The 21,378-nt window shown below is 73.7% G+C and carries 17 protein-coding genes and 1 pseudogene; 1 reads left to right on the forward strand and 17 read right to left on the reverse strand.

Features of this window, described 5'->3' with window-relative positions; all coding sequences use genetic code 11:
- Positions 1–168: 168 nt before the first annotated feature.
- The 16 genes from ACZ4K2_RS23805 to ACZ4K2_RS23880 form a co-directional block, all read right to left on the reverse strand.
- Positions 169–1,062 (reverse strand): enoyl-CoA hydratase/isomerase family protein, encoded by an 894-nt coding sequence (locus tag ACZ4K2_RS23805; protein ID WP_467475810.1) that lies wholly within the window; start codon positions 1,060–1,062, stop codon positions 169–171.
- Positions 1,059–2,726, reverse strand: coding sequence for an AMP-binding protein (locus ACZ4K2_RS23810; RefSeq protein ID WP_467475809.1), 1,668 nt, complete (start codon positions 2,724–2,726; stop codon positions 1,059–1,061). The genes ACZ4K2_RS23805 and ACZ4K2_RS23810 overlap by 4 nt, the downstream gene beginning before the upstream one ends.
- Complete coding sequence (locus ACZ4K2_RS23815) at positions 2,723–4,432, reverse strand: CocE/NonD family hydrolase (protein WP_467475808.1); 1,710 nt, start codon at positions 4,430–4,432, stop codon at positions 2,723–2,725. The genes ACZ4K2_RS23810 and ACZ4K2_RS23815 overlap by 4 nt, the downstream gene beginning before the upstream one ends.
- Positions 4,432–5,247 (reverse strand): SDR family oxidoreductase, encoded by an 816-nt coding sequence (locus ACZ4K2_RS23820; RefSeq protein WP_467475807.1) that lies wholly within the window; start codon positions 5,245–5,247, stop codon positions 4,432–4,434. Before ACZ4K2_RS23820 ends, ACZ4K2_RS23815 begins: the two co-directional genes overlap by 1 nt.
- Positions 5,244–6,854 (reverse strand): SDR family NAD(P)-dependent oxidoreductase, encoded by a 1,611-nt coding sequence (locus tag ACZ4K2_RS23825; RefSeq protein WP_467475806.1) that lies wholly within the window; start codon positions 6,852–6,854, stop codon positions 5,244–5,246. The genes ACZ4K2_RS23820 and ACZ4K2_RS23825 overlap by 4 nt, the downstream gene beginning before the upstream one ends.
- Positions 6,851–8,131 (reverse strand): beta-ketoacyl synthase, encoded by a 1,281-nt coding sequence (locus tag ACZ4K2_RS23830; protein WP_467475805.1) that lies wholly within the window; start codon positions 8,129–8,131, stop codon positions 6,851–6,853. The genes ACZ4K2_RS23825 and ACZ4K2_RS23830 overlap by 4 nt, the downstream gene beginning before the upstream one ends.
- Complete coding sequence (locus ACZ4K2_RS23835) at positions 8,121–9,506, reverse strand: beta-ketoacyl synthase N-terminal-like domain-containing protein (RefSeq protein WP_467475804.1); 1,386 nt, start codon at positions 9,504–9,506, stop codon at positions 8,121–8,123. The genes ACZ4K2_RS23830 and ACZ4K2_RS23835 overlap by 11 nt, the downstream gene beginning before the upstream one ends.
- On the reverse strand, positions 9,503–10,327 hold the full coding sequence (locus ACZ4K2_RS23840) for an SDR family NAD(P)-dependent oxidoreductase (protein WP_467475803.1): 825 nt from the start codon (positions 10,325–10,327) through the stop codon (positions 9,503–9,505). The genes ACZ4K2_RS23835 and ACZ4K2_RS23840 overlap by 4 nt, the downstream gene beginning before the upstream one ends.
- Positions 10,324–11,235 (reverse strand): SDR family NAD(P)-dependent oxidoreductase, encoded by a 912-nt coding sequence (locus ACZ4K2_RS23845; RefSeq protein WP_467475802.1) that lies wholly within the window; start codon positions 11,233–11,235, stop codon positions 10,324–10,326. The genes ACZ4K2_RS23840 and ACZ4K2_RS23845 overlap by 4 nt, the downstream gene beginning before the upstream one ends.
- Positions 11,228–12,196 carry a ketoacyl-ACP synthase III gene (locus tag ACZ4K2_RS23850; protein WP_467475801.1) on the reverse strand — a complete coding sequence of 323 codons (969 nt, stop codon included), beginning with the start codon at positions 12,194–12,196 and terminating at the stop codon, positions 11,228–11,230. The genes ACZ4K2_RS23845 and ACZ4K2_RS23850 overlap by 8 nt, the downstream gene beginning before the upstream one ends.
- Before the next feature lie 65 nt (positions 12,197–12,261).
- Complete coding sequence (locus ACZ4K2_RS23855) at positions 12,262–13,305, reverse strand: ketoacyl-ACP synthase III (protein ID WP_467475800.1); 1,044 nt, start codon at positions 13,303–13,305, stop codon at positions 12,262–12,264.
- Complete coding sequence (locus ACZ4K2_RS23860; protein ID WP_467475799.1) at positions 13,302–15,089, reverse strand: CoA-transferase; 1,788 nt, start codon at positions 15,087–15,089, stop codon at positions 13,302–13,304. The genes ACZ4K2_RS23855 and ACZ4K2_RS23860 overlap by 4 nt, the downstream gene beginning before the upstream one ends.
- Entirely contained in the window at positions 15,086–16,378 is a 1,293-nt protein-coding gene (locus ACZ4K2_RS23865) for a beta-ketoacyl-[acyl-carrier-protein] synthase family protein (protein WP_467475798.1), read from the reverse strand. Before ACZ4K2_RS23865 ends, ACZ4K2_RS23860 begins: the two co-directional genes overlap by 4 nt.
- Before the next feature lie 191 nt (positions 16,379–16,569).
- Positions 16,570–16,797 carry a hypothetical protein gene (locus tag ACZ4K2_RS23870; protein ID WP_467769966.1) on the reverse strand — a complete coding sequence of 76 codons (228 nt, stop codon included), beginning with the start codon at positions 16,795–16,797 and terminating at the stop codon, positions 16,570–16,572.
- Positions 16,798–16,907: 110 nt separating this feature from the next.
- Positions 16,908–17,699, reverse strand: coding sequence for an enoyl-CoA hydratase/isomerase family protein (locus ACZ4K2_RS23875; protein WP_467475796.1), 792 nt, complete (start codon positions 17,697–17,699; stop codon positions 16,908–16,910).
- Positions 17,696–18,310: a LuxR C-terminal-related transcriptional regulator gene (locus ACZ4K2_RS23880; RefSeq protein WP_467475795.1), complete on the reverse strand. Its 615-nt coding sequence runs from the start codon at positions 18,308–18,310 to the stop codon at positions 17,696–17,698. The genes ACZ4K2_RS23875 and ACZ4K2_RS23880 overlap by 4 nt, the downstream gene beginning before the upstream one ends.
- A gap of 879 nt (positions 18,311–19,189) precedes the next feature.
- On the opposite strand from ACZ4K2_RS23880, the pseudogene ACZ4K2_RS23885 reads away from it, so the two are divergent.
- A pseudogene (locus ACZ4K2_RS23885) lies at positions 19,190–20,001 on the forward strand (SAM-dependent methyltransferase).
- Positions 20,002–20,201: 200 nt separating this feature from the next.
- On the opposite strand, the gene ACZ4K2_RS23890 reads toward ACZ4K2_RS23885, so the two are convergent.
- A complete protein-coding gene (locus ACZ4K2_RS23890) occupies positions 20,202–21,344 on the reverse strand; it encodes an LLM class flavin-dependent oxidoreductase (protein ID WP_467475794.1) in 1,143 nt (380 codons plus the stop codon).
- Positions 21,345–21,378: the final 34 nt, after the last annotated feature.

A 21,378-nucleotide genomic window follows, 5' to 3' on the forward strand; every position in this document is an offset into this window, starting at 1 on the left:
GCCGGGCGGGGGCTGGGGCGCGGGCGGGGGAGGGGGCGGCGAGGCCGCCGGGAGGTGGTGCCGCGCTTTATTCATCAGATTCAGAATACTCCCTCCGTCGTGGCCGCGAAGGCGGACGGCTCCGCCGGGCCCGTCGGCGGCCCCGCCGCGGACAGGCCCGGGAGCCAGTCAGCCGCCGGTGAAGCGGGGCGGCCGCTTCTCCGTGAAGGCGGCCATCCCCTCGCGGGCGTCGGCCACCGTGGCGTGCGTCTTCAGGTGGTACGCGTCCTGGAGCCGCAGCCCGTACTCCGCCGGCTGCCCCCAGCTCCGTTCCCGCAACTCCTTGAACAGACCCACCGACGCGGTCGGCAGCGCGGCGAACCGGCCGGCCAGCTCGGCCAGTTCGCGGTCGAAGTCCTCCGGGGCGCAGAGCCGGTCGAACAGGCCCAGGCGCACCGCCTCGTCCCCCGACACCATCCGCCCGGTGAGGTAGATCTCCGTCGCCCGCGCCGGACCGGTCAGCCGGGACATCAGGACCACGTTCCCCACATGGCCGACCCCGGCCAGGCAACTGCCGATCGAGGCACGGGTGTCCGCCAGCCGGAAGTCGGCCGCACAGGCGATCTCCGCCCCCGCGCCCGCCGCCGCACCGGTCAGCGCCGCGATCACCGGCTTCGGCAGGTGCAGGATCGCCTCGCAGACCCGGAGGTAGTGCGCGTCCGAGGTGACCGGGTCGAAGGGGGTGTCCACCCGGTCGCCCAGCCGCCACCGCCGTACGCTCCCCACGTCGTCGCCCGCGCAGAACGCCCCGCCGCTCCCGGTGATCACGACCGTACGCACCCGGCGGTCGTCGCCCGCGGACATCAGGCCGAGCAGGAGATGCCGGGAGAGCGTCAGATCGAGGCTGTTGCGGCGGCGCGGCCGGTCCAAGGTCAGCGTGGCGACCCCGTCCGCCAGCGAGGCCCGCAGCGGTACGTCCTCCTTGCCGTCCACCCGGTCGGCGAAGTCCGCGAACGACTCGGTCGCCGCCCCCGCCCACTCGGCCGCGAGCTCCTGGCCCGCGTCGATCGCTTCCTGGTTCATACGATCTTCTCCCTGCGTATGCGGATACCGGCGGCCTCGCGGTCCCATGTCCCCGCCACCACGCCCTCGGCGCGCAGCGTGTGCTTGGTCGGCTTGCCGGTGGGGGTCTTCGGGAGCTCCGGCAGCACCCGGATGTAGCGCGGCAGCATGAAGTGGGCCAGCCGCTCCCGGAGGAACGCCAGCAGGTTCGCCGGGTCGACCGGGGCCGCCGGGTCGCGGAACGCCACCACCAGCAGCACCTCGTCCTCGCCCTCGTCGCCGGGGACGGCCACCGCCATCGCCTCCAGCACCCCCGGGTGGGCCACCGCCTGCGCCTCCACCTCGAAGGACGAGATGTTCTCGCCGCGCCGGCGGATCGCGTCCTTCTTGCGGTCCACGAACAGCAGCCCGCCGTCCGGGGCGCGCCGGAAGGTGTCCCCGGTGTGGAACCAGCCGTTGCGCCAGACCGCGGCCGTCTCGGCCGGCCGCCCCAGGTAGCCGGTCAGGAACGACCACGGCCGGTCCGCCCGCAGCACCAGTTCGCCCGCCTCGCCGTCCGGCACCTCGCGGTCGTGGTCGTCGACGACCCGGGCGGTGACGCCCGGCCGGGGCTGCCCGCAGTGCATCGGGACATCCGGGTGCCGGTCCGGCGCGGAGAGCACCGGGCACGACGCCTCGGTCATGTTGAACAGCGCGCGGACCGAGACCCCGAACCGCTTGGAGAACTCCGTCGCGCCCTCGGTGAACGGGATGACGTAGGCCGCCCGCAGCGGATGCCCGGTGTCCTGCGGCAGCGGCGGTGCCTTGAGCAGATAGGTCGCCATCACGCCGAGCAGCGTGCACAGGGTCGTTCCCGTACGGCGGATCAGCGGCCAGAACTCACCGGTGGTGAAGGCGGGCACGACCGTCACCGAAGCTCCGTACACCAGCATCCCGTACGCCCCGATGGTGCCGCCCGCGTGGAACAGCGGCAGTTGGAGCAGATAGCGGTCCTCCGGTCCGGCCATGCCGTGGAAGGCGGCGGTGCAACTGCTGTACAGGTGCGCGTAGGACGAGACGACCCCCTTGGAGGGGCCGGTCGTCCCGGAGGTGTAGACGACGGTCTGCGGGTCCCACGGCCGCGGCGCGGGCACCGGCTCCGTGAACTCCGCCCGGTCCGCCCGCAGCCCGGTCTCCACCCGGTAGCGCACGGAGAGCCGCGCGGCGAGCGCCGCCACCTCCTCCGGCACGTCCTCGGGGCCCGGCAGCAGCACCACCGTGCGCACCGACCCGGCACGTTCGTCCGTCTCCTCCAGCCGGGCCGCCAGCGACGGCCGGCAGACCAGCACCTCGGCCCCGCTGTCGGCGATCACCTGGCGCAGGATCGCGCCCCGGTAGGCGACGTTCAGGGGCACCAGGACCGCGCCCGCCAGGTTGACCCCGTACCAGACGCGCAGCGCGTCCGGTCCGTTGGGCAGCCAGCTCAGCACCAGCTCGCCCCGGGCGACGCCCAGCGCCTGGAGCGCGGCGGCCGCCTCCTCGGTCTCCCGGAGCGTGCGCGCGTACGTCCAGGTGTCGCCGTCCGGCATCAGCGCGTACGGAGCCGTCGGCGTGGCGGCGGCGCGGCGGCGGAGCAGGGGGCCGAGGACGCACTGCTCGGCCGTCGGCACGGCGGCGGACGCCGGATCGAGTACGTCCTCGCTCACGCGCTCTCCCCGGCGCTCTCGGCGTGCAGGACCTGCAGCCGCAGCACACTCTCGTACGGGCCGCCGTACCAGACCGTCTGCCGTGCGGGACGCGAGTGCTCCGCCTCGCCGATCGGACCCGGGATGTTCGGATGCCGGTCCAGGTGGGGGAAGTTGCTGCTGGTGACGTGGACGCGCAGCCGGTGTCCGGGGGCGAAGCGCCATGCGGTGTCCCCGAGCAGCAGATCGGCGTCGTACGGCTCGTCGGGCGGGGCGCCCTCCTCGCGCTCCAGCCGGAGGCTGGCCTCGGCCACCAGCAGCGAGCGGCCGTCCGGGTGCACGTCGGTGAGCTTGGCGACCACGGCGGTGGCGGGCGCGTCGGAGCCGAAGTGGAGCCGCAGCCGCTGCCGGCCGACGACGTCCAGCGCCTCGGTGAGCGGCTCGGAGGTGTAGAGGAGCACGTCCGGCCTGCTCTCCAGGTGCGCCTGGTTGAGCGGACCCGCCGCCAGCCGGCCGAGCTGGAGCACCCGTCCGCCGTGCGAGGGCACCGGGTTCTCCGGGTCGTAGGTGAACGCGTCCTGTCCCGGGCCCCCTTGAGGAGGTTCGGGCAGCAGTCGGCCGTCCTCCTCGCCGCCCTCCGGACCCGCCAGGTACCAGGAGGCGTCCACCGCCTCGGGCGGCGGCCAGCTCTCGGCCCGGTGCCAGGTGTCGTCGCCGAAGAGGAAGTACCGGACGCCACCGCCCGCCGCCGGCCCGGCGTCGTCCCCGGCCGGTCGCAGATGGCGGTCGAAGAAGTCCAGATGCAGATCGCCCAGCCGCGCGCCCTGCGCCGAACCGTACGGGCCCGTGTTCACCTCGCCCTGCACCTGCGGCAGTTGACCGGAGTGCACCCAGGGCCCGACGACCAGCTCGTGCCGCCCCGCCACCGGGTCCTGGGCGCGCATGGCACGGTGCAGCTCGATCGTGCCGTAGGAGAACACGTCGTACCAGCCGCCCACCGAGAAGGTGGGCACGCCGACCTCGCCGAGACGGTAGTCGGCCACCGTCGCCACCTTCCCCGCGAAGATGTCCCGCAGCCGGCCGGGGAACCCCTCGAAGTCGAGGACGGCCGCCAACGGCCAGCGGCGCAGCGGTACTTCGGGGGTGGTGAGGAGCTGCACGGCCTCGGCGACGACCGCCGCGTCCACCGGGTCGCCCGCCGCGGCCCGGCGCTGCACCCACTCCAGCGCCGTCAGACCGAGCCAGCTCGTGAGGTGGTCCAGCCGCAGGGAGCCGCCCAGCTGCTCGGCGTCGAAGGGCGCGGAGGTGGACATCGCGGGCGCGATGGCCCGAAGGTGGGGCGGCTTCTCCATGGCGGCCAGCCACTGGACGATCGCCTGGTACGAGGTGCCCGCCATGGCCACGTTCCCGTCGCACCACGGCTGCCGCGCCGTCCACTCGACGGTGTCGTACCCGTCCGGGCCCTCCCGCGACCAGTCCAGCGGGGCCCACTCGCCCTCCGAGGCGAACCGGCCCCGGCTGTCCTGCACGACCGCCGCGTACCCCCGGTCCACGCACTGGGCCGGGGTCAGCGTGGCAAGTCCCAGCGTGGACTTGCCGTACGGGGTGCGGAAGAGGACGGCGGGCGAGGGCGGTCCTTCGGCGGGCCGCCACACATCGGCCCGCAGCACCGTTCCGTCGCGCATCTCCACCGGTACGTCGTGCTCGACGAGGGTGGTCCTGCCCATCAGCGGTTCTCCTCGGCAACCGGCCCGGCGCCCTCGGCGCGGGAACGGTTCAGATGGCGGGTCATGGCATCACCGGCGGCGGCCCGGCTCGCCGAGGGCTCGACGCGGACCAGGGGGCCCACGCTCATCCGGGCCGGCCGGTCCAGCAGCCACGCGACGGTGTCCGCGATGTCCTCCGCGTCCAGCACCTCGTCCTCGGGGACCCCGAGGTCGGAGGGCCGGGCCGCGAGCCGGGTGGAGACCCAGCCCGGGGCGACGGTGACCGCGCGGACGCCGAGGTCGCGGTTCTCCTCATGGATCAGCTCGGTCAGCCGGTGCACGGCGTGCTTGCTGACGCCGTAGCCGCCGCTGCCCGGCACCACCTCCGAGCCCACGCCCGAGCCGATGTTCACGATCCAGCCGTACCCGCGCTCCCGCATCCCCGGCAGCACCTCGCGGGCCAGCAGGAACGGCACGGTGAGGTTCACCCGCAACTGCCGTTCCCAGTGCCGCTCCTCGGTCTCGTGGACGGCGGCCAGCCGGATGGCGCCCGCGCTGCACACGAGCAGCCCGACCGGCCCCAGCACGGCGGCGGTGGCGGCGGCCGCCTCGGCGGGGGCGCCCGGCTCGGCCAGGTCCAGGGCGAGCGTCAGCGCGGTCCCCCCGGCCTCGCGGATCGACTCCGCGACCTCCTTCAGCTCGGCCTCCCGCCGCCCGACCAGCGCTACCACGCTGCCGCGCGCGGCCAGGCGGCGCGCGACGGCGGCCCCGATGCCGGAGGAGGCGCCGGCGACGAGGGCGACCGGAGGGCCGCCCGTCACTTCCGCGGCGCTCACCGCTGCTCCCCCTCCGCCGCGTCCGACGAGGCGGGCTGCGAGAGCGCCGGCTCCGGGTAGCCCGGCCGCAGCGGCGCCACGTCCCCGAGGCCGAAGCCGCCGTCCGCGCGCAGCACCGCACCGGTCACCCGGGCGGCCGATCCGCTGAGCAGATGGCCGAGGACGGCCGCCACCTCGCGCGGGTCGCCGACCCGCCCGGCCGGTATCCGGCTGATCCAGCCGCGCCGGTGCTCGGGGCCCGCCGCGTCGCCCATCGGCGTCTCGATGATGCCGGGGGCCACGCAGTTGGCGCGGATGCCGTGGCGGGCCACCGAGACCGCGAGGCACCGGATGTACTGCGCCATCGCCGCCTTGCTCGCCCCGTAGTACTCCAGCCCCGCGACCGGGCTGAGCGTGGAGCTGACCGAGGAGACCCCGACCACCGCGCCCGCCGTCCCCTCGTCCCGCCAGCGGGCCACCAGGTACTCGGTGACCGCGACGAAGCTGTGCAGGTTCACGGCGAAGGTCCGGGCGGCGGAGGCCGGGTCGCCGCCGACCGCGCTGAAGCCCAGGTGCCCGGCCGCGTACAGCAGGGAGGTGACGCCGCCGGCGGTCTTCCAGGCGCGTTCGCCGAGCGATGCGGCGTCCTCGGGGTCGGAGAGGTCGCAGCGAAGGATCCACCCCCGGCGGCCCCCGGCCTCGATCTCGGCGGCGACCTCCTCCAGCGCCTGCGTCCGGCGCGCCGCCAGCACCACGTCCGCCCCGCGCCCCGCCAGATGCAGGGCGGCGGCCCGGCCGATGCCGCTGCTGGCCCCCGCCACCAGGACCGTCTGGCCCAGGAGGTCCTGGCCGGTGACCGGCTCCGGAGCCGGCTGCTCGGCCGCGGCGCTGCGCCGCGGCGCGGGGGCGGCGGGCGGTCCCGCGGGCAGCGGCGGGATCTGGCCGAGCCCCGCGCCCCCGTCGACCGGCAGCGTCTCCCCGACCAGGTACGAGCACCCCTCGGAGACCAGGAAGGCCACGGTGGCGGCCACGTCGGCGGCCGTGGTGGCCCGGCGCTGCACGAGATAGCGCAGCAGCCCGGCCTCGGCCACGGGGGAGAGGCGGTGGCCCAGGTCGGGGGAGTAGCCGGTGGCCACGGTGTTGCCGATGACGCCGCGCCCGGCGACCTCGGTGACCAGGTGCTGCCACCAGGCCCGGTCGGCGGCGAGCCGGGCGTGCCGGTCGGGGTCGGTCCCGGCGTGCGTCTCGCCCGTCGCGTCGGTCACCAGGACCAGGCGGCCCCGGCCCGCCGCCGCCATCGCCAGGGCGGCGGCCCGGACGCGGGCCCGGTCCAGGCCCGGCGAGCGCTCCGCGCCGTACGCCTCCTCGCCGAGCAGCAGCGCGCAGTAGGCGGCCGGGGCGGGTTCCGCGGTGCCGGCGCGGCCGGTGCCCGGAGTCCCGGGAGCCCCGGGGCCTTCGGGGGCCTCGGGGTCGAGGCCGAGCGCGCCGAGCGCGCCGGTGAGGGCGTCGACCGGAGTGCCCGGGGCCCCGGCGGCGTCGACGACCAGGCGGGCGCCGACCGGCGCCCGCAGCGGGTCCCCTCCCACGGCCGTCCCGGGCCGTGTCGCCGTGCTGTGTACATGGGTCATGGCAAGTCGCCGCCTTCGTATTCGATGACCATGCTGGTGGCGTCGCCGCCCGCCCCGGAGGCGAGCACCAGCGCGCTGTCGCCCCCGGTCGCCAGACCGCCCGCGAGCACCGGATCGCCCGGCAGACCCGCGTACGGCGTCAGGGTGTTGGCGCTGGGGGCGATCCGGCCGTGGCGCAGCATGAGGAGGCTGCCGAGGAGTTTGACCAGGCCGCCGGTACCGGCGACGTGCCCGAAGACCGCCTCCTGGTTGGTCAGCAGCAGCTCGCCGTCGTACCCGGCCGCCTCCCGTACCCCGGCCAGCGCCTGGCACAGGTGGTCCTCGACGAACCGGTTGCCGTCCGCGTAGTCGTTGACGAACGCCAGATCGCCCAGCCCGCGCCCGGCGGACGCCAGGGTGGCCAGCACGTCGCCCACCACGTTGGCGGGCGGGCCGGTGGCGACGGTGGAGGGGCCGTTGGAGCGTGAGGTGCGCAGATGCGCGCGGTGCAGCAGCCCCGGGCGGTCCCCGGTCGCCGCCGGGTCCTCCAGGACGACGGCGAGCGCGCCCTCCCCGGTGGCGTTGCCGGTCTGGATCTCGTCGTGCGGCCGGACGTCGGCGGGGTCGGCGGAGAGCGAGGAGGCGCGGTAACCGCTGCGCCCGGTGTGGCTTGTGCCGGCCACGAACACCGGGTCCACGGTGGTGTCCACGCCGACGACGACGGCCCGGTCGATGTCCCCGCACCGGAACATCTGCTGGACCAGGTGGAGCGTCCGCAGCGCCACATTGCAGGAGCCGGCCACGCTCAGCGTCTGGCAGGGGAGCTGGAGCCCGGAGGCCACGGTGCCGATCACGCTGGGCGGCGTGCCGTTGAGCCAGTACTCCATGCCGAGGGCGGCGACCCCCTTGTCCCGGGCCAGCTCGTAGTAGCGCTCGGTCTCCGGGAAGGCGAACTGGAGCGAGCAGGCGACGAGCGCGGTGCGCTCCGGGTCGAGGTCGGCGGCGCTCAGCCCGGCCTGCTCCAGGGCCCGGTGCACCGCGCCCGTGGCCATCAGCCCGGCGCGTGAAGAGCGTCGTATCTGCCGCTCGGAAAGCGGGAGTTCGGCCTGCGGGTCCCAGCCGTCGACCGTTCCGGCGATCCGGAGGGGAAGCTCGGGATGGGCGTACGGGGAGAGGCAGCTCGTCCCGTCGCGCACCACCCGCCAGAAGGTGTCCGGGTCGGTGCAGGCGCGGCCGTCCGGCCCCGGCAGGACGAACCCGGCGCCGGCGAGCCGCAGCAGAGGTGTCTCAGCAGGCATCGCCACCGCCCAGCAGCAGCGCGCTGTTGACCCCGCCCACCTGGTAGTTGAAGCTCAGCGCCCGGTCGAACTCCAGCGCACGCGTCTTCGTTCCCGGCACCGGGTCGAACGAGCAGACCGGGGACGGGGTCGCGCAGTTGGCGGTGGGGCAGACCTCCCCCTCGCGCATCATCATCAGCGTCAGTGCCGTGCCCAGATTGCCGAGTGGCGCGCCGCTGTGCCCGAAGCAGGCCTCCTGCGAACTCACCAGCACCTGACCGGACTTCTCGCCCCACAGCGTGCGGACGGCGTTGGCCTCGATCCGGGTGAACAGCGCGTCGCCCTCCCCGCCCCCGTTGACGTACGGGACCTGCTCCAGCGAGGTGTGGTCGTCCAGCGCGCGGCGGGCCGCCTCGGCCAGCCCCGTGCCGCTGGTGTCGATGGCGACCGCGCTGTTCAGCCCGGAGCGCGTGGTGGCCTGGCCGAGGACCGCCCCGTGCGCCCGGGCACCGCGTGCGGCGGCGTGTGCACGGCTCTCCAGGATCAGGGTCACCGAGCCGTCGCCGTAGTTCATGCAGTCGCCCGCGGCGTCGTACGGGCGCATCGGCCGGTCGTGGCGTGGCGCGGCCGGCGGATCGTCGTTGTGCCGCACGGTGACGGCTTCGCGCTCGACGACCTCCCGCAACCGGTGCCCGTGCAGCACCCGTTCGGTGTCGAAGCGGTCCACCCCGGTGACGACGACGAGGTCGCTCTGGCCCGTGGCGATCATCGTGCGGGCGAGGCCGAGCAGTACCGAGGAGGAGGCGCAGCCGCAGCTCACCGTGTAGTTGGCGCCGGTGGAACCGAGCAACGCGGCCTGGACCGGGCCGACATCGCTGGAGGTGCCCGCCACCAGGAGCCGTACGAACAGGGACTTGGCGTCCTTCGGGCTGACCGTCGCCGGATCGGCGTCGTGCCAGGCGCGGTAGCTGTCGTAGTTGCTGTCCACCCCCGCTCGCGCGGTCAGCACGTCCGCGCCGCGCAACTCGCCCGCCGTGTGGTCGAGTCCGGCGTCCCGGCAGGCTTCGACCAGCGAGACCATCCCGTAGAGGTGGACGTCGGCGTAGCTGCGCAGGTAGCGGGTCGGGATGTCCGGCAGCAGCTCCCCGAACGCCTCCCGGGCCCCGCGCACGGTCCCGTGGTGGAAGCCGTCGCGTTCGACGTGGCTCGTCCCGGTGGATGCCGTCGCCCAGACCTGCTCGGCCGTGCGCACCGGCTCGTCCCCCGCGCCGGGCAGACAGAAGCCCATGCCGGTGACCAGCGCGTCCCGGGGGCCGGCGGCCCAGGGGCGCGCCGCCGGGGCGGGCAGGTGCCCCGGCGGCGGCTCGCCCCCCGCCCGGCCGTACTCCTCGCTCACAGAGCCCCCGCGTCCACGTTGACGGCCTGCCCGGTCATCCCGCCGGAGAGGTCGGAGAGCAGGAACAGCACCTGGGCGGCGATCTCCTCGGGGCGCACCAGACGGCGCAGGATGGTGCTGTTGACCGCCCGCTTGAGGTACCGCTCCCAGGTCAGGTCCGGGGGGCCGTGGTGCTTGGCGATGGCGGCCATGAACGGGTCGCCGTACCGTTCGCCGTCCGTGGCGGCCGGGCTGTCGGTGAGCCCGGGGCAGACCGCGTTGACCCGCACGCCGAAGGCGCCCAGCTCGGAGGCGAGTGCCTGCGTCATGCCGTTGAGCCCGAACTTCGACGCGCAGTACGAGGTGTTGGCGGGCAGCCCGCGCTTTCCGGCGATGGAGGAGACCATCACGATGTTGCCCTCGCGGCGCTCCATCATCCCCGGCACGATCGCACGGGCGACCCGGAAGGCCCCCAGCAGATTGATGTCGAGGGTGGCCATCCACTGGTCCTCGTCCTGGTCGCACAGGAACGCCTGGTTGCGGGCCTCGCCCGCGCAGTGCACCAGCCGGTCGATCGGGCCGAGCCGCTCCTCGGCCTCGCGGACGGAGGCGCGCACGCTGTCGGCGTCGGTGAGGTCGCCGGGGACCGCCACCGCCCGCCCGCCGTCCGCCTCGATCCGCTCGGCCAGCAGTCGCAGCTCCTTCTCGCTGCGGGCCATGAGCGCCACCCGGGAGCCGTGGGCGGCGAGCATCGTCGCCAGTACGGCGCCGATGCCGCTGCTGGCGCCGGTCAGGAAGGTGGTCCTGCCCTCAAGCAGGGTGGGTGCGAAGCCGCTGGTCATGCTGTGTTCTCCGCTTTCTCGGGGAAGTCCGCCGTCGCGGCCGCCGTGCTCGTTGCGGGTGCCCGGTCGGCCGGGGGCAGGACGCGGGCGGGCAGCCCGCCCGCGTCGACCTCCAGTACCGTGCCGGTCACCGAGGGGTTGTCGGCGGCGAAGGCGACCGCCTCCGCCACGTCCTTCTCGTCGCACCAGCGGCGCAGCGGCACGTGGCGCCGCAGGTCGGCCATGTAGGCCGCGTGCCGCTCGCTCGCCGCCGAGCGGCGGCGCAGCGCCTCGCCGTCGATGACTCCGGGCGCCACCGCGCTGACCCGGATGCCGTACTCGCCCAGCTCGGTCGCCCAGGTGCGGGTCAGCGCCTCCACGCCGGACTTGGCCGCGCAGTACGCCGACTGCCCGTACGCGCCGTTGCGCACGGTGGAGGAGATGTTGACGATGGCCCCGGGTGTGCCGGCGGCCAGCATCGTCTGCGCCGCGTGGCGGCCGACCAGGAAGGTGCCGGTGAGCAGGGAGGTCACCACCCGCTCGAAGTCCTCCAGCGGATGCGGGGAGAGCTGGGGCGGCCGGTCGGGCCGTTCCCTGACGCTCACCAGGCGGCGGGAGAAGTTGTTGCCCGCGTTGTTGACGCAGAGCCCGAGCGGCGGGGCGTTCTCGGCCAGCCGCTCGAAGAGGGCGGCCACCGACCGCTCGTCGGTGACGTCCGCCCGCACGGCGTGCAGGGCGAGCCCGTCGTCGGCCGCCGCCTTCACGGCGGCGTCCAGGCTCTCCGGGTCGCGCCCGCAGATCACGGTGTGCCAGCCCACGGAGGCCAGATGGCGGGCGATGGCCGCGCCGAGGCCCCGGCTGCCGCCGGTGACCAGGGCGGTGCCGCGAACACCGGACTGCTGTAGGGAAGGTGATGGCTGCTCAGACACGGAAGAGAAGCCCCCCGTAGTACCAGCCGGAGCCCACCGTGGGCGTGTAGCAGAGGTCACCGGGCTTCAGCCGGCCGTCACGGAACATCTCGGACAGCACGATCGGCACCGAGGCGCTGCCGGTGTTCGCCCGGGTCTCGTAGTTGGTGACGAAGCGCTCCTCCGGGATGGAGAGGCGTTCCCGTACGGCGGTGTGCAGTTGACCCGTGCCGGGGTGCGGTACGACCCAGTCGATCTCGTCCATCTCGGTGCCCGAGCGGGCCAGCATCCGGGTGGCCAGGTCGGCGTGGGAGTCGGCCGCGACGGAGACCAGTTCGCGGCTGCTCTTGATCCAGCCGTTGGGCGGGTAGACGGTGACCGTCTCCCGGCCGGAGCCGTCGCTGATCAGCAGCGAGTCCCACAGCCCCGCGTCCAGCTCCGCGCCGCGCGAGAGCACGACCGCGCCGGCCGCGTCGCCCACGATCAGCTCGCCCTTGCTGCCGGGGCGCACCCGGCGCGAGAACCGCTCGCTGGAGACGACCAGCGCGTGCCGCCAGTCGGCGTGTGTGCCGAAGAACGCCGCCGCCGTCTGGACCCCGTGCACGAACCCCGTACAGGCACCGCACACGTCGAAGGCCAGCGCCCGGTCCGCTCCCAGCAGATGGGCGGTGTACGGGGCCCACTCGGGGACGAACTCGCGGTCCGTCCAGTTGCTGAGGACCACCAGGTCCACCTCGTCGGGCGTGACGCCGGCCTGCTCCAGAGCCGCGCGGGCGGCGCGCACCCCCATGTACGCGGGGGTCTCCTCCTCGTCCGCCACATGGCGGCTGCGGACGTCGAGCCGGCCGATGACGGCCTCGTCCACCGCGTTGCCCGCGGGCTCCTCGGCGCTCTCGTTCTCGACCAGGAGGCGTGGGTAGTAGTGTCCGAACCCGGACAGGCGCAGTCCGCTCTCGCGCCACAGGGAGGTCTCGTCGTGCATCTCTCGTCTTCCCGTACTGTGCGGTGGTGCCGGATCCGGCCCGGCGGAGGGGGAGTCGTCCGGGCTCACGGAACGCGCAGGAGCATCGCGCCCCAGCTGAAGCCGCGGCCGATGCCGATCGTCGCGACGAGATCGCCGGAGCGGATCTTCCCGGCGCGCAGGTTCTCCGAGAGGCAGCTCGGGATGGAGACGCTGGAGGTGTTGCCCCGCTCCTGGATGTTGGTGAGGAGCTTCTCGCGGGGGATCTCCAGCGTCCGGCACACCTGATTGATCATGTTCAGGTTGCCCTGGTGCGGCACGAACCAGTCGACGTCGTCCACCGTCAGGTTGTTGCGCTCCAGGATCTCCTGGCCCACGTGGGAGAGCAGCTTCGGGCCGACCGCGCCGACCTCCCGGCCGCGCATCAGCATCTTGTCGTTCTCGTCGATGTCGAAGGCGTCGAAGTACGAGCCGTCCGCGTGCAGCGCCACGTCCAGCAGCCCGCGCTCCGTGGTGTCCGCCGACCAGACCGCCGCGGCGGCCCCCGCCCCGAACAGCGCCGAGTAGCGGTAGTCGAAGTTCAGGATCGGGCGGGGGTTCTCCGCGCAGACGACCAGCGCGTTGCGCATGCCGAGCGCCGGGAGCATCGAGGCGGCCGTCGCGGTGCCGTACATGAAGCCGGCGCAGGCCACCGAGGTGACGTCGAAGCAGGTGGCGTGGCGCAGCCCGACCTGCTTCTGCAGCGGCAGCGAGATGTCCATGTAGTTGTTGGTGGCGCTGGAGGGGTTGGTGCGCGGCCGGGTCGTCGAGGTCGTGCCGATGACGAGGTCGATGTCGTCGGGCTCCAGGCCGGCGGCGCTCAACGCGTCGTCCACCGCCTTGGCCGCCATCTCCACCGCGCGCTCCTTCTCGTCGGCCGGCCAGTGGCGGCTGACGATCCCGGTGTTCTCACGGATCCAGGCGTCGTCGATGCCGAGCGCGTCGAGCTGCTCGAAGTGGGCGTTGGTGATCGGCTCGCCGGGGAAGTAGTGGCCGATCCCGGCGAGCCGCACGGGGGCGATCGCGGTGGGCGGCAGGGGGCGGAGATGGGCCGTCACCGGGTCGGGGACGGTCTCGGCGGTGGTGGTCATCGGTAGCAGCCTTCCGGGTCCATGGTGCGCAGGAGCGAGAGTTCTTGGGTGGTGACGGCCTTCTCGTCGGTCAGGAACGCGCCGACCCCCGTGGAGCCGTCGGGGAAGTCCCAGCCGGTGAGGTCGCGGACCGCCGCCTCGGGCCCGTCGGGCAGGTCCGCCTCGGTACGGCCCCGGCCGGGCACCGGCGGCAGCCAGCTCGTCAGCTCGAAGGCGTCGCCGGCTCCCGCACGGGTGAAGCGCCCGAACTGGCTGATCACGTCGCGGACCCGCAGGCCCGGACTGGTGAGGTGCGTCAGCCGCGGCACGTAGCGGCGGGCCGAGGCGACCGCGATCACCACGCAGTCCACGGACGAGGCGATGTCGTTGGCCCCGCCGGATCCGGTGATCCAGCGGCCGTCCGGCAGCAGCGTCGTGTTGATGTTGGCGCGCGGGTCGATCTCCGCCGCCGACAGCACGCCCAGGCAGCGCGGGTTGGCGGCGACCGCGCCGCCCAGCGTCTCCGCGACGCCCGCCAGCATCTGCGAGCGCTCGGCGTGCCGCTGGCTGAAGAGGAAGACGTCGCCGGGCTCGGGGTCCATCGACTGGAGGCCCAGCTCGGCGGCCACCTGCACCTGGACGCCGTCGTCCGCCAGCAGCCGGGCCGCCAGCCACGCCGACATGTGCGAGGTGCCGATCCCGGCGAGCAGCGTGTCGTAGCCGCGCTCCCGGACCAGGTCGGCGACGGCGCGGGCGCCGAGCACGATGAGCTGCTCCTGCTCGGTGGGCGCGGTGGTCGCATCCACCGGGGCGGGGGTCTTCCCCGCGGCGGCGGGGCCGCCCGGGGGAGCGGGGAAGACCAGTCCGGTGCGGCGCCGCTCGCCCAGCTTCGCCAGGTACTCGGCGTGCCCCGACACCCCGCCGACCCACTCCTCGTACCAGGCGGCGGCGGTCTCCGGGGTCTTGCAGGCGGCGACGATGCCGGTGAGGAAGTCGTAGTCGTCCAGGTAGCCGTCGACTCCGGCGAGCCCGCCCGTGCGCAGCGACTGCGGATGGGCGCCGAGCGGGGCCTCGCACAGGCCGAGGACGCGGGCGGCGGGGATCACCACCCGGTCCGGCATCGCCGCGATCACCTCGTCGTCGACGATCGCCTCCACGGAGGCGAGGACGCCGTCGGTGGCGGCGTACGCGGCCCAGGGCCCCTCACCCAGCGGGGGACAGGCCACGACGTTGCCCCGGCGGTCCGCGACGACGCCGTGGAAGAGGGTGAGGCGCGGACGCAGCGGGCTGAGCAGGGTGACGGTGCGCTCCGGGTCCTCGGGGTGCGGCACCAGGTGGAGGCTGCCCTCCTTGCCGTTGCGGAGGTCGGTCTCGGCGAGCATCGAGCCGGTGGTGGCGAAGGGCTGGCCGAGCGCCCCGGCAATCAGCCGCTGGGTGTAGCTCAGCAGCGACCACATCTCCACCTCGAACGGCCGGCCCTCGGCCAGGTCGCGGTAGAGGCGGTTGGGGCGCGGCGAGGGGTAGGTGTCCCCGACGAAGCCGGTGATCACCTTCCGTACGGCGCCGGAAAGGGCCAGCGCGTGGGCGCTGGAGTGCACGGCGGTCGTGCTCACGGTCAGGCTGCGGCTTCCGGCGAAGGCCCGGCAGACCGCGTTCAGCAGGGCGTTGGGCCGCGACATCGTCGCCGCCGCGTGTACGTGGTCGCCCTCGCGGACGAAGCGGCGTACCAGGTCGTCGGGGTCGGCGGCCAGAAGGGGGCCGGTCCGGCGGCTGGCGGCGGAAGGGCGGTCGAGCGCTGTGGTCATGCGTGCTCCAGGGCCATGACGGACGTCTGCGAGCCGAAGGCGAAGGACAGCGAGACCGCGAGGTCGAACTCGGTGTCGCGCGGCCCCTCGGCGACGTGGTCGTGGTCGCACTCGGGGTCCGGTGTGCGGTGGTTGGCGGTCGGCGCCAGCCGCTGGTGGTGGAGCATCAGCGAGGTGGCGGCGACGTTGATGATTCCGGCCATGCCGAAGGTGTGGCCGTAGATGGGCTTGTTGGAGCCGTGCGGCGGCAGGTCGGCGTCGTCGTGGTGCGGCAGCAGCCGGCGCAGGGCCCGGCTCTCGGCGAGGTCGTTGTACCGGGTGGCGGTGCCGTGGCCGCAGACGTAGCCGAGCTCCTCCGGCTTGCGCCCGGCGTCGTCGAGCACCCCCGCGACGACCGAGGCGGTGACATCGCCGACCAGGTCCATGCTGGTGGCGTGGTTGGCCTCGTTGAGCGCGCGGTGGCCCAGGACGCGTGCGTAGATCCGGGCGCCGCGCTCCCGGGCGGAGGACTCGCGCTCCAGGCAGAGCGTCATCGCGCCCTCGCCCAGGGCGAATCCGCGCCGGTCGCGGTCGTAGGGGCGCACGGCGGAGGCGGGGTCCTCCTTCTCCGGCGAGAGCACGCCGTCCCCGAGGCCGAGGTAGCAGCGGGCGACCTCGGGGGTGATGGGGAACTCGTGGCCCCCGGCGAGGACCACGTCGGCGCTGCCCGAACGCAGCTCGCGCAGCGCGAGGCCGATCGCGTGGTGACCGCCGACGCAGGCGCTGCTGACCGTGGTGACCAGGCCCTTCGCTCCGACGGCGATGGCGGCCAGGGTGGCCGGGCAGCCGGCGAGACCGCGGAACATGGCCGTCGCCTTGCCGCCGTACGGGTCCTGGTCCGGGTCCGCCGTGATGGTCTCGGCCCACCAGGACAGCGGGCCGCGGGACGAGGACTGGATGATGCTCAGCCGCTCCGGGGTGATCTGGCCCCGGGCGATCCCGGCGTCCGCGAGCGCGTCGCCCACGGCGGCCATGGTGGCCAGGATGTCGCGGTTGTACTTCGCGGTGTGCGCCGGCGCGAGGTCCGGCAGCCGGGCCGCGGTGTCGAACGCACCGAGCTGCGCGGCCGCGTGGACCGGCAGGCCCGCGGCGGCGAACGCCGGCCTCTCCAGCCGGGTCACCTGCGGGGTCCCGGTGGAGACGTGGCGCCAGAAGGCATGGACATCGGGGGTGCCGGGCAGCACGCACCCGATGCCGGTCAGCACGATGGGATCGGAAGGGTCCGGGTGATGGGCTCGGCTGCTGTCCATGGATCGAAGCTAACTGCCTTTACATGAGCCTCGATATGGCCGTCAAGTACTCATGCACGTTTAGTTTGATGACTGTCAGTACTCTGTTTTCGACCCGGTACGTCAACGCCGTGCGGTAGGCGCGCCCGTACGCACGGAAGCGGCCCGGCGCCTCCGCGAGGGGAGGGACCGGGCCGCTTCGGGCTGCCGGTTCAGGCGTTCTTGACGTCCCGTCGGCCGACCGCGTACGTACCGGCGGCGACGATCACGACCGAGAGGACCACCAGCGGCGCGACCCCGCCCCGGGGAACGCCGTTGAGCAGCGGGTCGCTGCCCAGCGCCCATTCCCACGGGGAGATGCTCGACAGCGGCTCCGGGGTGCCGGACTTCGGTGCGATGGCCTGCGGCGGATATCCGACGACGAGCACACCGGCCGCCACGCCCAGTGCGGGACCGCGTCCGGGGGGAGGCCCATGAGCATGCACGGACATCACCAAGGGCAACGGAGCGCCTGCCTCCCGTGGCCCGAAGCGCTCAGGCCGCAGGAGGGTCAGGAGTGGCGGTCCGAGGGCGCAGACGGGCCCCGGTTCGCGGCGGAAGCCGCCTGCCACCAGTAGCCGTTCTCCACCCCGAGCGCCGCCGTGCGGTCCAGGTGCCCGGAGTCCCGCAGCAGCCGGACCCCCGCCTCAAGGAGCGCCGGATCACCGGCGGCCACCGACTCCGCCAGCGCCCGCGCCTCGGCGAGCGCCCCGCCGTCGGGCACCGCGCGCTCCACCGCGCCCAGCCGGACCAGCTCGTCCGCCCGCACGCGCTCGCCGGGGATCAGCAGCATCCGCGCGGCCACCCCGCGTCCCGCCCGGCGGAGCAGCGAGTGGACCGCACCACCGCCCGGGACCGCGCCCACCCCCAGCTCCGGAAGGCCGAACAGGGCCCCCTCGCCGGCCACCACCAGGTCGCAGGCCAGGGCCAGTTCGAGCCCGCCTCCGAGTGCGTACCCCTCGACGGCCGATATCACGGGGAAGGGGGCCTCGTGCAACGCCCTGAACACCGTACGGAAATGGGCCCGCCGCACCGCGCGGCGTGACAGATCGCGCCAGTCGGGCTCACGGGTGTCCGCGCCGCTGGAGAAGGTCCCACCGGCGCCGGTGAGCACCAGCGCACCCGGCACCGGCCCCCTTCGATCGGTCAACCCGGTCAGTTCGGCTGCCAGTTGCTCCAGCATCGCGGTGGACATCGCATTGCGGCGGTGCGGCCGGTGCAGCGTGAGGGTGACCACCCGCCCGTTCCGCTCGACGAGCAGAGGGCTCTGCGCCGCTCCGAGCGCCGTCTGTGACGGGGTCATCCGTGGTGCCTCAGCATTCTGAACAGCTCCTTGCGCCCGGACACGCCCACCTTGTGGAAGACCCGGCTCGCGTAGTTCTTGACGGTCTGCTGGGTGAGGCAGAGCTCCTGGGCGATCTCCTCGTTGGAGCGCCGGCGAAGTAAGAGCCCGAGGATCTCCTCCTCGCGCCCGCTCAGCTTCCACTTGCCGCGCATGCCGGTGTTCCGGGCCGACGGCGGGGGCTCGTCGGCGCCCAGGTGCCAGAAGCTCCGCCCGCTCAGCACGTCGTGCAGCCCCTTGACGATGGACTCGGGCGGGCACGACTCGTGCACGAACCCGGCGGCCCCGCCCCTGATGCAGTCCACCACGCTGCGGGGCGCGTTGTCCCTGCTGTAGAGGATGACGCGGGTTCCGCTGAAGTACGCCAGGTTCCCGAGGACCTCCTGCCACTGCTCGTACTCCACGAGCGCGACGTCGGGCCGGCCGCCGGGGAGGCTGTCGACGGCGGTCGGGTGTGGACAGCCGCCCAGTACGGTGACTTTCGGATCGCCCCGGAACAGATCGAGAATCGCTTTGCGTATCAAAGGTGACGAGTGGAGGACCATCAGCCCGCGTCCGCCCTTCTCGGTCATACCAGAACCCCTCGTGCTCCAAGAGCGACGGCTGACGTCGCCTGGCCGTTCAGTATGTTGTGAATGTGTTGAACCCTACTCGCGGGATGACGCCCACCCCGCCGGAGGGAAGTCCGCTCCGGTGCGGCTTCGAGGCGGTGTGCGAGCGGCCGGCGATGACACTCGCGGGCACGCGACGTACTCCCACAGGGATACTGCCGGGTAATTAGATGGAGGAAAATTCCGGGTCGAGATGCATTACTGGCACGTAGGCAACCTGTGTGGAAATGGGAATCTCTCTGTAAGACGCTTCTGTTCCGCGGTCGGTTCCACTCTCGCGGACCTTTGGTTCGAGTTTTTGGTGCGGATGTTAAAGCTCCGTGACATCCTCGGGAACAGTGGACCCGGCGTGTGCGCGCGGCGTTGCGGCAGGTGGAGCCGGTCCGGGTCGCGATGTTCCGGCGAGACGATCCGCCTGGTCGGACGGATGAGAGCCAACCCTGAAGGGATAGCTGGCTGAGGCACGGCTTCCCCCCTGGTGGCGCGTTCCAGCCTGGTGGCCACTCAAGGCCGCACGGGGCGAACCATTACGGGAGTTCGGGCCCCGAATCCAGGGCAATAGTAACGTCGGAGTCTCCACTTGTCACGGCGGGCTATTACCCGCGAGTCAAGAATAAGCGCCAAGAATTGACGCATCATTTGTCCATGGCCGCACTTTGCGGTTATTGTCCGGCATGCAGCTGTACATTCTGGATGCCCGCATTTGCCCGGGGGTGGGGGCTCGGTCCGCCGTGCGGGCCGCCGCGGTGCGGTCCGGGGGCACTGCCTCGGTCCGCGTCCACCATGATCACCTGGGCTGGCGCGGTGGCTGAGGAGCAGGAGCGGGTGCGGCCGTCGGGGGTGTGGGCCACGGCGGTGGGGGTGGCCAGGGTGCGGGCGCTGGATAGCGAGCGGGGGGCGCGCTGTTCCACGATCCGCCGGCACGGGCCTTCGCCGCCGCTGGCGGCCTGTGGCCCTCCTCGCCACCGCCTGCCGACGAGGCCGCGCGACGCCGCCGGCCGGCCGTGTCGGTCTCGATCGTCATCAGGACGAAGTTCCTGGACGGCCTGTTGCGGCAGGCCTCCGCGGCCGGGGTCCGGCAGGTCGTGCTGTTCGGCGCCGGCATGGACAGCCGGGCCTTCCGCATGGACTGGCCCGAGGGCACCCGGCTGTTCGAGGTCGACACCGCCGCGCCCCTGGACTTCAGGGCTTCTGTGCTGCGCCGGGAACGGGCCGTCGCGCGCTGCGAGCGCAGCACCGTCGCCGTGGATCTGCGTGCGGACTGGCCGGAAGCGCTGGCCGCCGCGGGACACGACCCGGCGGTGCCGACCGTGTGGATCGCCGAAGGGCTGCTGATCCGTCTGCCGGAGGACGCGGTGGAACTGCTGCCGGCCCGGATCGGTGCGCGGTCGGCGGCAGGCAGCCGGATGGGGCTGACGCTGGGTTCGCGCGGCGTGATCGAGCGCTTCGGCGGGGACGCCGTGCCGGGGTCGGCGGGGTCCATGTGGGTCTCGGAGATGCCCGACGACCCGGTGGGCCGGCTGGCCGGGCACGGCTGGGAGGTCGGCTGCCACACGCTGCGCGAGTGTGCCGCCGTCTACGGCCGCCCGGTCGACACCCCTGTGCGGCGCGCGGAGTGGCCCGGCGGACTGATCTCGGCGGTCCGCCGGTAGAGCGACTCCACGCGGTCGAAGCTCGGTGGCAACCGGTCAAGGCCCACTGCCACGGGACACGGGCGATCAGGAGGCGGTCGTAACGGACGACCTGCGGGGCACGGGGCCGAGACAGGGTCCAGCCAAGGGACGCACGGCACTCCGGCCCCTCTTTGCGGGGTCGGGGCCGCGCCCTCGGGGCGCGGCCGCCTCCGGCGTGGTCAGCCGGCGAACGGCACCCGGGCGGCGCCCGTGACAGGAGTGCCGGGCGGGGGTGTCCACAGGCCCGCCGCCGCCAGCCGGGGCAGGACGCTCTCACCGAACCAGTACGCCTCCTCCAGGTGCGGGTAGCCGGAGAGCACGAACTCGTCGATGCCCAGGGCGGCGTACTCCTTGATCCGCTCGGCGACCTCCTCGTGGCTGCCGACCAGGGAGGTGCCCGCTCCACCCCGCACCAGGCCGATGCCCGCCCACAGGTTGGGGTGGATCTCCAGCCGGTCGCGGCTGCCCCCGTGCAGGGCCAGCATGCGCCGCTGGCCCTCGGACTCGCTGCGGGCCAGCCCCTCCTGCACCGACCGCACGGTGGCCTCGTCGAACCCGGCCAGCAGACGCCGGGCCTCGGCCCACGCCTCTTCGGCGGTGTCCCGGGTGATGACGTGCAGCCGGACACCGAAGCGCACGGTGCGGCCCTGGGCCGCCGCCAGCCCGCGTATCCAGGCGATTTTTTCGGCGACCTGGGCCGGCGGCTCGCCCCAGGTGAGGTACACGTCGCTGTGCCGGGCCGCGATGTCGCCCGCGATCGGTGAGGAGCCGCCGAAGTACACCTCGGGCACCGGGTCGGGCAGCCTGGCCAGCTTCGCCTCCTGGACCCGCAGATGCTCGCCGTGCGCGTCGACGGTCTTGCCCTGCCACAGCGCGCGGACGATCTCCAGGAACTCCCCGGTACGGCGGTAGCGGTCATCCTTGTCGAGGAAGTCGCCGTACGCGCGCTGCTCGTGGCTCTCGCCACCGGTGACGACGTTGAGCAGGAGCCGGCCGCCCGTCTGCTGCTGGAAGGTGGCGGCCATCTGCGCGGCGAGCGTGGGCGAGGTGAGGCCGGGGCGGAAGGCGACCAGGAACTTCAGCCGTTCGGTGTGCTGGGCGACCATCGCGGTGGTCAGCCAGGCGTCCTCGCACCAGGCGCCGGTCGGGGTGAGCGCGCCCTCGAAGCCCAGGTCCTCGGCGGCGCGGGCGATCTGGCTCAGGTAGGCGACCGTCGGCGGCCGGCTCCGGCCCAGGGCCTTGGCCGGTGTGCCGTGGCCACCGCCGACGACATCACGGCTGTCGCCGTTGGTGGGCAGGAACCAGTGGAAGGTGAGGGACACGTCAGTCTCCGTGTGGGGAAGCGGCGGGGAAGCG

It is taken from the genome of Streptomyces sp. NPDC025833 (assembly GCF_055558055.1).

Bases quoted from the DNA above. Each gene is read 5' to 3' on its own strand.
- ACZ4K2_RS23855 (WP_467475800.1), bottom strand. From the start codon at position 13,305: ATGACCACCACCGCCGAGACCGTCCCCGACCCGGTGACGGCCCATCTC.
- ACZ4K2_RS23865 (WP_467475798.1), bottom strand. From the start codon at position 16,378: ATGGACAGCAGCCGAGCCCATCACCCGGACCCTTCCGATCCCATCGTG.
- ACZ4K2_RS23840 (WP_467475803.1), bottom strand. From the start codon at position 10,327: ATGACCAGCGGCTTCGCACCCACCCTGCTTGAGGGCAGGACCACCTTC.
- ACZ4K2_RS23860 (WP_467475799.1), bottom strand. From the start codon at position 15,089: ATGACCACAGCGCTCGACCGCCCTTCCGCCGCCAGCCGCCGGACCGGC.
- ACZ4K2_RS23830 (WP_467475805.1), bottom strand. From the start codon at position 8,131: ATGCCTGCTGAGACACCTCTGCTGCGGCTCGCCGGCGCCGGGTTCGTC.
- ACZ4K2_RS23815 (WP_467475808.1), bottom strand. From the start codon at position 4,432: ATGGGCAGGACCACCCTCGTCGAGCACGACGTACCGGTGGAGATGCGC.
- ACZ4K2_RS23850 (WP_467475801.1), bottom strand. From the start codon at position 12,196: ATGCACGACGAGACCTCCCTGTGGCGCGAGAGCGGACTGCGCCTGTCC.
- ACZ4K2_RS23805 (WP_467475810.1), bottom strand. From the start codon at position 1,062: ATGAACCAGGAAGCGATCGACGCGGGCCAGGAGCTCGCGGCCGAGTGG.
- ACZ4K2_RS23880 (WP_467475795.1), bottom strand. From the start codon at position 18,310: ATGACCGAGAAGGGCGGACGCGGGCTGATGGTCCTCCACTCGTCACCT.
- ACZ4K2_RS23825 (WP_467475806.1), bottom strand. From the start codon at position 6,854: ATGACCCATGTACACAGCACGGCGACACGGCCCGGGACGGCCGTGGGA.
- ACZ4K2_RS23875 (WP_467475796.1), bottom strand. From the start codon at position 17,699: ATGACCCCGTCACAGACGGCGCTCGGAGCGGCGCAGAGCCCTCTGCTC.